Annotated in this window: 8 protein-coding genes; 3 read left to right on the top strand and 5 right to left on the bottom strand. The window is 73.0% G+C overall.

Annotated elements, in window-relative coordinates; genetic code table 11:
* Positions 1–75: 75 nt before the first annotated feature.
* The 3 genes from NBZ85_RS22895 to NBZ85_RS22890 all read left to right on the top strand — a co-directional run bounded on the left by NBZ85_RS22895 (position 76) and on the right by NBZ85_RS22890 (position 1,901).
* Positions 76–945, top strand: coding sequence for a helix-turn-helix transcriptional regulator (locus NBZ85_RS22895; protein ID WP_261559015.1), 870 nt, complete (start codon positions 76–78; stop codon positions 943–945).
* 237 nt (positions 946–1,182) lie between these two features.
* Positions 1,183–1,587, top strand: coding sequence for a DUF7676 family protein (locus NBZ85_RS33860; RefSeq protein WP_438803105.1), 405 nt, complete (start codon positions 1,183–1,185; stop codon positions 1,585–1,587).
* A gap of 44 nt (positions 1,588–1,631) precedes the next feature.
* Positions 1,632–1,901, top strand: coding sequence for a hypothetical protein (locus NBZ85_RS22890; RefSeq protein WP_261559008.1), 270 nt, complete (start codon positions 1,632–1,634; stop codon positions 1,899–1,901).
* Between the two features lie 245 nt (positions 1,902–2,146).
* On the opposite strand, the gene NBZ85_RS22885 is transcribed toward NBZ85_RS22890, so the two are convergent.
* From NBZ85_RS22885 to NBZ85_RS22865, 5 genes are all read right to left on the bottom strand, one after another.
* On the bottom strand, positions 2,147–3,241 hold the full coding sequence (locus NBZ85_RS22885) for a FecCD family ABC transporter permease (RefSeq protein WP_261559007.1): 1,095 nt from the start codon (positions 3,239–3,241) through the stop codon (positions 2,147–2,149).
* Positions 3,238–4,320 (bottom strand): FecCD family ABC transporter permease, encoded by a 1,083-nt coding sequence (locus NBZ85_RS22880; RefSeq protein ID WP_261559000.1) that lies wholly within the window; start codon positions 4,318–4,320, stop codon positions 3,238–3,240. The genes NBZ85_RS22885 and NBZ85_RS22880 overlap by 4 nt, the downstream gene beginning before the upstream one ends.
* Complete coding sequence (locus tag NBZ85_RS22875; RefSeq protein ID WP_261562564.1) at positions 4,317–6,188, bottom strand: ABC transporter ATP-binding protein; 1,872 nt, start codon at positions 6,186–6,188, stop codon at positions 4,317–4,319. Before NBZ85_RS22875 ends, NBZ85_RS22880 begins: the two co-directional genes overlap by 4 nt.
* Positions 6,185–8,035: an ABC transporter ATP-binding protein gene (locus NBZ85_RS22870; protein WP_261562563.1), complete on the bottom strand. Its 1,851-nt coding sequence runs from the start codon at positions 8,033–8,035 to the stop codon at positions 6,185–6,187. The genes NBZ85_RS22875 and NBZ85_RS22870 overlap by 4 nt, the downstream gene beginning before the upstream one ends.
* 80 nt (positions 8,036–8,115) lie before the next feature.
* Positions 8,116–8,823: a siderophore-interacting protein gene (locus NBZ85_RS22865; RefSeq protein WP_261558995.1), complete on the bottom strand. Its 708-nt coding sequence runs from the start codon at positions 8,821–8,823 to the stop codon at positions 8,116–8,118.
* Positions 8,824–8,876 lie beyond the last annotated feature (53 nt).

Below are 8,876 nucleotides of genomic sequence, written 5' to 3'. Positions count from 1 at the left end.
GTCCTGGTACTGGGGGGGCATCCTGGGAGCGCGGGGGCCAGGATGCCCCTGGGTCCGATGAGGCATGCTGGTCGGATGAGCGAACGTGCCGAGCTGGCCACTTTTCTGCGGGCCCGCCGCGGCGGGCTGCACCCGGCCGACGTTGGGCTGCCCGACTCGGGCCGGCGCCGCACCCCCGGTCTGCGGCGCGAAGAGGTAGCCATGCTGGCCGGGGTGAGCGTCGACTACCTGATCCGCCTCGAACAAGGCAGGGACGTCAACCCTTCTCCGAGCGTGTTGGCCGCGCTCGCCAAAGCGCTGTGCCTCACCGACGACGAGAGACAGCACCTGACTACGCTCGCCGACGTCGGCCGTCACCCTAAGCTCTGTCCCCTGGCTGCCCCCGTTCTGGGTCAGGTGGCCCCCAGCGTGCACCAGCTACTCGACAGCCTCAGTCGCACCCCGGCGTTCGTGGTCGGCCCCGCCAGCCATCTGCTCGCCTGGAATCCGGCATGGGAGCAAATCGCCGCGCCGCTGGGCATGCTCGACGGAACGGCACCCAATCTGGCCCGCCACGTGTTCACCCACCCGCGGGCGCGCGCCGTCTACCCGGATTGGTCCGCCGCCGCCGACGAGCAGGTGAGCCGGCTGCGCGCCGCCGAACCCCGGTGGGGCGTCGACCGGGCGTTCAGCTCCCTTCTCGCCGAACTCAGCCCACTGCCCGACTTCGCATCCCGCTGGTCGGCGCACGCGGTGGCCGAGAAACACCGCGGCGTGAAACGCCTCGGCCACCCGAGCGCGGGAGAGCTGCGTCTAGCCTACGAAGTTCTGCTGTTGCCCGACGACGAGCAGCGGCTCATCACCTGGCTCCCCGCCGACCAGGCCGCCACGACTCCCTTCCGCGCCGCCCTCCGCGACCCTTTTCCTGCCGCCCCACCCCAACTCCGCATCGTCGCCAACCCATAAGGGCCAGGCTCCACGCTGGCCATAGCCTCCTGCTGCCGTTGGAGCTCCTCGAAGCGGAGGAATGCCCCGGACTCCAGGCTGCGGAGAAAGGCGTCCGAGCAGCCGGGACGCCATCATCAGTATCTTCGCCCCGCCCGCCGGACGCTGCGCACGATCAAAGGCAACCTGTTCTGGGCCTTCGACGTCGATGCCCACGACCGTCCGTCCTCCGTTACGGCGCGTTCTGTCCCGGCCTCCGTGTCCCGGCTTTCGGATCGATCCTGGGTCTCAATCCCGTTTGGGTGTGGGCGGCGGCGACCACCGCGCCAGGGTGCGCGACTCGGCCAGATCAGGCGATGCGCGCGCGCCGAGCTGTACCGACGCATCAGCCGCGACGGCACCCCGACCTCGTGGGCACTGCGGATGCTCAACGGGGTCCGCGACCAGATGATGACCGTACTGCTCCCCAACCCCTTCCTCGGTGACCACCAGGAACTACTCCCCGAACCCCACTTCGATCGACTCGCCACCTGGGATCAACTACGCGCCCGCTACCTCAGCCTCCCCCGGATCCCATCGACCGCACCGGCATCGGCTTCCGTCACGGCTCGATGTTGGGTGGGGGCGATCTGTGGGGTGCCAGAAGTCGGCCTGGGCCCGTGAGCTGGGGTGATGCGACGGTGCGGCAGCCGGCATGATGGTCAGCTATGTCCGTACGCCTGCTCTATCTGATCTTCGTGCGGGTGTGTAGCTGGCTGGTTCTCCTCGGCCGTTCGTCGGCGTCGAAGAACATCGAGTTGCTGGTGCTGCGGCATGAGGTCGCGGTGCTGCGGCGTACCCGGCCCGAGCCCCGGTGGGACTGGGCGGACCGGGCGGTCCTCGCCGCACTCATCCGGCTCCTGCCCACGACGCTGATCGAACACCTGCCCGACCGGGCTAACTCGCTACTGTGGCCCCCTCACCAGGGGGAAATATGAATACACACACCGCCGCTATTGGTATGGCGCCCACACGCAGCACGACACCGCCGACGTCGTCGTGCAAGCCGGCCTGGACTACATTCTCACGGTAAAAGGAAACCAGCCAACGCTGGAACGGAAGACGTTCGAGCGGATACTCCCCCTCCTCCAGTCTCCTGCACTTTCCCACCCCTGGGCGAGCCGGATCGCGCTCAGCCGTCAAGCCGATCGGATCTCCTCGGCCCGGCCGACGGGCTGCAAGATCAGGAGCGTTGCCGTGAGGTGGCCAGCAGGCCGGCGAGGTACAGGCCGCCCAGGACGCCGGTGGCCGCGCCGACCGGGAGCACCGTGGGTGCGAGCAGGCGCTGCGCCGCGAAGTCGCTCAACGCCAGCAGCAGCGCGCCGGTGCATGCCGAGGCCGCGATGGCCGGCCCCTGCGAGCAGGTCATCCGCAGTGCCACCTGCGGGGCGGCTAGGGCGATGAAGGCCACCGGCCCGGCGGCGACCGTGCCGGCGGCCGCGAGCATCACGGCCACCCCGAGCAGCTCCAGATGACGCCGTTGCACCGGCACACCGAGGGCGATCGCCGTGTCGTCCCCCAGCGCGAGCATCGACAGCGAGCGGCTGAGTAGCAGCGCGAGGGGGAGCGCGACGCCGAGGAGGATGTCGACGGCGACGACGTCGGACCATCCCCGGCCGGCGAGATCGCCGATGCGCCACACCTGCGCGGCCAGCGCGTCCTGGAAGTCGGCGTGGGCGATCAGGTACGCGTTCAGCGCGACGAGCATCGTGTTGACGCCAATGCCCGTCAGCACCAGCCGGTGCGGCGTCGCCCCGCCCTGCAGGGACAGCAGATACACCAGCGCCGCCGTCGCCAGGCTCCCGACGAGCGCGCCGAGGGTGGCCTGACCGGGGCCGCCGTGCAGGAGGATGATCGCGATGAGCGCGCCGGAGGCCGCACCGGTCTCGAAGCCGACGATGTCGGGGCTGCCCAGCGGGTTGCGGGTCAGGCTCTGGAAGATGGCTCCGCTGGCGCCGAACGCCGCGCCGGCGAGAATGGCGCAGAGCACCCGGGGTAGCCGGAGATCGACCACGATGAAGTGGGTCGACGGGCTGCCGCGACCGGTCAGGCTGCGCACCACCTCGCCGACGGGCACGTGGAACTCGCCGGTGGTGAGGGCCAGGATCGCGGTGGCGACGGTCAGCACGACGAGGATCAGGCAGTACATCGCCGTCCGGTAGCCGGAGCCGGAGCCGGATCGGTAGCCGGAGCCGAAGTGGGAGCCGGAGCCTGGAGCGAGCTCTGAGGCGAATTCGGAGCCGGCGGCAGGGGCGGCGGCGTCGGGTGGCGCCGTCACAGTCGACTGATCCGGGTGCGGCGGGCGAGGAACAGGAAGATCGGGGCGCCGAGGAACGCCGTGACCACCCCGGTCTCCAGCTCGGCGGGGCTGACGATCAGCCGACCGACGATGTCCGCGGCGAGCAGCAGTGCCGGCGCGAGCAGCATCGACAGCGGCAGCAGCAGCCGCACGTCCGGCCCGGCGAGCGGGCGGACGACATGCGGGATGATCAGGCCGACGAAGCTGATCGGCCCGGCGGCAGCGGTGGCCGCCCCGCACAGCAAGGCGATGGCCAGGGCGCAGAGCACGCGGGTCCGCCCGGACCGGGCGCCGACGGCCCGCCCGAGATCGTCCCCGAGGGCCAGGGCATTGAGCGGGCGGGCGAGCAGGAGGGCGACGGCGCTGCCGACCACGATGAACGGCAGGATCTGCCAAAGTACCGACATGGGCCGCCCGCCGAGGGAACCCACGCTCCAGGAGCGGAACTGCTCGAACGCGGCCGGGCGCAGCAGGATGACGATGGTGGTGAAGGCGGTCAGCGTCGCGGTGAGCGCCACGCCCGCGAGGATGAGCCGCTCCGGGGTCGCCGCGGCGCGCCCGGCGGACCCCAGCCGGTAGGACAGCACGGCCAGCAGTCCCGCCCCGGCGAGCCCGAACCAGACGTACCCCCCGGTGGAGGTCACACCGGTGAACGCCGCCGCCGCGACGATCGCGGCCGCGGCGCCGGCGTTCACCCCGAGCAGCCCGGGGTCCGCCAGCGGGTTGCGGGTCAGGGTCTGCATCAGCGCCCCGGACAGCCCCAGCGCGGCGCCGGCGGCGAGGCCGATGAACGTCCGCGGCAGCCGCAGCTGCCGCACGATGCTCTCGTCCGGGCTGCCGTCGTAGCGGAACAGGGCGTCGAACACGGTGGCGGGTGACAGCGCGCGGGTGCCCAGCGCGATGCTGAGCACGATGACCACCGCCAGCAGGGCGCCGGCCACCGCCAGCAGCCCGGCCCCCCGGCCGCGGCGCACTGCCGGGGCGCCCCGCGATGCTCCCGGGGATGCGCCCGGCGGCGCCGGTGATGCGGCGCCCGGCGGTGCGGTGATCGCCGTCATCGCCGCGGCGCGGACAGGAGCTCGCCGCCGGCTCCCGCGGGTGCCAGTCGCCAGCCCTGGGAACTCGCCCGGCTGTCCCACAGCCGGGTGTAGTGGCCGCCCAGCGCGAGCAGCTCGTCGTGGCTGCCGGTCTCGACGACGTGTCCGCCGGAGAGGACGACGATCGTGTCCGCCGCCGCGATGGTGTGCAGGCGGTGCGCGACGACGATCAGGGTGGCCCGTCCGGACAATGCGGCGATCGCCCGGCCGATCGCGTCCTCGTTGGCCGGGTCGAGTGCCGACGTCGCCTCGTCGAGCAGGAGCAGCGGCGCGTCCTTCAGTAGCGCCCGGGCCAGCGAGACCCGCTGGCGTTCGCCGCCGGACAGTGCCGCGCCGCCCTCGCCGACCCGAGTGTCCCAGCCGTCCGGCAGCCGCTCGACGATCTCGTCCACCCGGGCCCGGACGGCCGCGTCGGTGACCGCGGCGTCATCCGCGTCCGGTCGACCGATCCGGATGTTCTCCCGGATGGTCCCGTCGAACAGGTACACGTCCTGCATGACCATGCTGAAGCTGGCGGCGAGGTCGGATGCGGCGAGGTCGCGCACGTCTACGCCGCCGATGCGCACCCGGCCGGCGTCGACGTCGAAGAACCGGGCCACCAGACGCAGCAGCGTGGTCTTGCCGGAGCCGGACAGTCCGACGACCGCGGTGGTCGTGCCCGGAGCGCAGCGCAGGGTGATGCCGTCCAGACCGCTGCGGTCGGGCCGGTCACCGGCGGCGGCCGGTGCGGTGGCCGGTGGGACGGCCGGTGGGACGGCCGGCGCGGGGGTCTGGTCGCCGTCGGACCCGGCGGGGTCGGGATAAGCGAAGCTGACGGCGTCGAACTCGACGGCGACGGCGCCGGGGCCCGGGCTGGGCGCCACCGGTTGCACCGGCTGCGGCAGGGGCGCGGTGGCCAGCAGCTCCTCGACGCGGCGCAGCTGCTCGCGCGTCATCCGGCTGGCCGACGCGAGTCCGGACAGCGCCGCCACCGGCTCGGCGAACCGGGCCACCAGCACGACGATCGTGATCAGTTCGGCGGCGTCGGCCCCGGGCCGCAGCAGCAGCACGGTAACGACCGCGAGGACCAGCCCGACGCCGAGCTGCACCACGGTCGAGAACGCCACCCGGTTCGGGATCTCGACCTGGTTACGCCGGCGGACCGCCGCGTCCTGGGCGAGCAGGGCGTCGTCGAGCAGGCGCCGGCCGAGGCCCGCGCTGCCGCTGGAGCGCAGCACCGGCTGCGCCCGGGCGAACTCGATCACCCGATTGTTCGCCTCGGCGGCCGTCCGTTCGCCGGCTTCGGTGACCTCGTCCAGCCGCCGCGAGGTGAGCCGGTGGGCCGCATACATCGCTGGCACGGTCAGCGCGAGGGCGATCCCCACCCGCCAGTCGAACAGGCTCACGCCGACGATCACGACCGCCGGGACCGCGGTCGCCGCGAGCAGTGGGTCGAGCAGGTGGGCGAGGATGCCGCTGACGTCCTTGGTGCCCTGCCCGACCACCCGGCCGAGGCGGCCGGTGCGCTGCGCGGTGAACCAGCCGACCGGCAGGGTCATCAGATGGTCGCCCAGGCGATGGTGCAACGCGTTGATCGTGGCGATGCCGATCCGGAAGCCGCTCATCGCCTGCAGGTAGCGCAGGACCAGCGTCACCGCGGCGGCGGCCGCGTAGCCGAGCAGCCACCACCAGGCGCCCCCGGTGTCCCCGTCGAGCAGATCCCGCAGCAGCGGCAGCACCAGCACGAAGCTGACGCCCTGCAGCACCGCGTAGCTCGCGACGAGCGCGATGTGCCGGCGCAGCCGGACCCGGGTCGCCGGATCGACGACCCGCAGGATGCCCCGGATCATGAACGCTCCTCGGAGGATGCCAGGATCGGCAGGACTGACAGGCCGGCGTCGTCCACGCCGGAGACCCGCCACAGCGCTCGGTAGACGCCGTCGGCGGCGAGCAGGTCGGGATGCCGGCCGCGTTCGACGACGAGCCCGCGGTTGAGCACGACGATCTGGTCGGCCTGGGTGATGGTCGCCAGCCGGTGCGCGATGACCAGCACGGTCCGTCCCGCCGCGAGCCGCGACAGCCCCAGCTGGACGGCGGCCTCGGCGTCCGGGTCGGCGAACGCCGTCGCCTCGTCCAGCACCAGGATCGGTGCGTCGGTGACCAGCGCCCGGGCGATCGCCACCCGCTGGCGCTCGCCGCCGGAAAGCTCCGCGTCCACCCTGACCACCGAGTCGTAGCCGCGGGGCAGCGCGGTGATCCGGTCGTGGATCGCGGCGGCCCGGGCGGCGCGCACGACGGTGTCGAGGTCGGCGTCCGGGCGGGCGAGGCGGATGTTGTCGGCGATGCTCGTGCGCAGCAGCGTGACGTCCTGGAAGACGAATCCGATCAGCCGGTACAGCGTGTCGGCGGGGATGTCACGGATGTCGCGCCCGTCGAGCAGGACCTGCCCGGCGGTTGGGTCGTGGAAGCGGGGGAGTAGGGCCGCTAGCGTCGACTTGCCGGCGCCCGACGGTCCGACCAGCGCGGTCAGCGTGCCGGGCGCCAGGGTCAGGTCGACGCCGCGCAGCACCGGTGCGTCCTGCCGGTAGGCGAAGGCGACGCCGCGCAGCTCGACCGTGATCCCGGTCCGGCCCTCCGGCGTCGTCGTGCCCGCCGCGAGCACGCCGTTCGGGGTCGCGCCGTTCGGGGTTGTGTCAGGCGGGGTTGCGCCGTTCAGGGCCGCGCCGTTCAGGGCCGAGGCGTCGGGTTCGGACAGGACCGGCACGGCGAGCAGGTCGCGGACCCGCCCGGCGGCGGAGAAGGCGGAGTACAGCGCGGCGGCGGCGCCGCCCGCGGTCTGCACCGGCGCGGCCAGGCCCAGGCCCAGCAGGACGAACGGCAGCACGTCGAGAGGCGTCGTCTGCCCCACCTCGACCAGCAGGGTCCCGCCGGCGAGGATCACCAGCAGCATCGCGACGGGCGAGACGAAACCGGTGCTCAGCGAGACCGAGCGCAGGATCGGGGCGTTGCCTGCGGTGAACACGCGGTGATACTCGTCGGCGGCGGCGGAGAAGCGCCGGTGGGCGCCGGCACCGTGGCCGAACGTCCGCAGCGCCGCGGCGCCCTGGACGAACTCGACGACGGCCGTGTTCACGGCCGCCATCGCCGCGGCGACCGCCCCCATCTGTGCCTTCGCGCCGCCGATCAGGGCCTTCTGCGCCAGCGCGAATCCCACGACGGGCACCAGGGTGATCAGCGCCAGCGCCCAGTTGACGCTGAACAGCCACGCCAGGCAGGCCAGCGGGGCGATGAGCGCGGCGGTGAGATCGAGGCGCGCGTGGGCGACGACGTAGTGCATGTCCTCCATGTCGTTCTGCAACGCCCGCTGGACGGTGCCGCTGTTGGCCTCGGTGAACCAACCGAGTGGCACCCGGCTGAGATGCTCGGCGATCCGCCGGCGAAGTAGCAGCTGCAGATCGGCATCGGCTCGGTGGCTGACCGCGATCGCCAGCGCCGCCAGCAGGAAATGCACGAGCGCTGCGCCGATCGCGACACCGGTGATCGTCCACAGCGCCCCGCGGTCGGGGGCCGATCCGCCGGGCGGCAGCACCTGGCGGGCGAGCAGGTAGCCGGCGGCGAACGGCATCAGCCCGGCGGCCGTCGCCAGCGCCTGGAGCAGCACCGCGGCGCGCAGCGCCCCGCGGACCGGCTCGGCCAACTCCCGGAAGGCTTTGGGAGGCTTGGGTCTGCGGCTCCCAGGCTGGGGGCTCCCAGGCTGGGGGCTCCCAGGCTGGCGGCTCACAGTCCCGCCTTGCCGGTCGACCAGTACGGCTTGGTCACGATGGCACGCCGGTCCAACGTCGACGACGATCGCAGGATCGTGCGCAGCTCCTGGATGGTCTGCGCGTGGCCGAGCAGGTACGCCACGTCGGCGGGGACCGGGCCGAGGTCGGCCAGCGACGCCGTCAGCCAGCCGCGCAGGGCGGCACCCGGCTCGGCCTGGGCCGGGACGACGGCGAGCCCCGGCACCAGCTTCTCGGCCGCTGCCACGTCGGCGGCCGCGACCTCGACCGCCCCGACGAAACCCGGCGGGCCGGCGGCGATCATGCCGGCGAAGGTGCCGAGGGTGGTGGCGTCGCCGAGCAGCAGGCGGCGCTCTGCGGGCCGCTGGCCGAGGCTGCCGCCGGGCCCGAGCACCACGACCTGCTCGCCGACCTCACGACCGCCCGCCCAGGTGCTGCCCGGGCCGTCGCCGTGCAGGTGGATCAGGACGCCCAGCACGCCCGCCGGCTCGTCGTAGGCCAGGACGTTGTAGTGGCGAAACGCCCGCGTCCCGACCCGAAACTCGATCTCCTGCCCCGGCGCCCAGCGTTTCCGGCGCGGTTGCGGGCAGCTGACCTGCAGGTGCAGCAGCCCGGGGGAGAGCCGGTCGGCGGCGCTGATCGTGCCCGCGCAGCCGAGCTTGCGCTCGGCGAACTCGGCGAGCGGGACGGGCATGGTCGGCATCTGACCCTCACAGACATGGTGACAACGGTGACGAGAACGATCAGGACAGGGGC

It is taken from the genome of Frankia tisae, from assembly GCF_025403405.1.
GTDB classification, from domain to species: domain Bacteria; phylum Actinomycetota; class Actinomycetes; order Frankiales; family Frankiaceae; genus Frankia; species Frankia tisai.
This window is presented reverse-complemented; position numbering and strand designations above follow the sequence as displayed.

What these genes read in the sequence shown, in the direction of transcription:
- NBZ85_RS22895 (WP_261559015.1), top strand. Translation starts at nt 76, where the DNA reads ATGAGCGAACGTGCCGAGCTGGCCACTTTTCTGCGGGCCCGCCGCGGC.
- NBZ85_RS22890 (WP_261559008.1), top strand. Translation starts at nt 1,632, where the DNA reads ATGTCCGTACGCCTGCTCTATCTGATCTTCGTGCGGGTGTGTAGCTGG.
- NBZ85_RS22880 (WP_261559000.1), bottom strand. Translation starts at nt 4,320, where the DNA reads ATGACGGCGATCACCGCACCGCCGGGCGCCGCATCACCGGCGCCGCCG.
- NBZ85_RS22875 (WP_261562564.1), bottom strand. Translation starts at nt 6,188, where the DNA reads ATGATCCGGGGCATCCTGCGGGTCGTCGATCCGGCGACCCGGGTCCGG.
- NBZ85_RS22865 (WP_261558995.1), bottom strand. Translation starts at nt 8,823, where the DNA reads ATGCCGACCATGCCCGTCCCGCTCGCCGAGTTCGCCGAGCGCAAGCTC.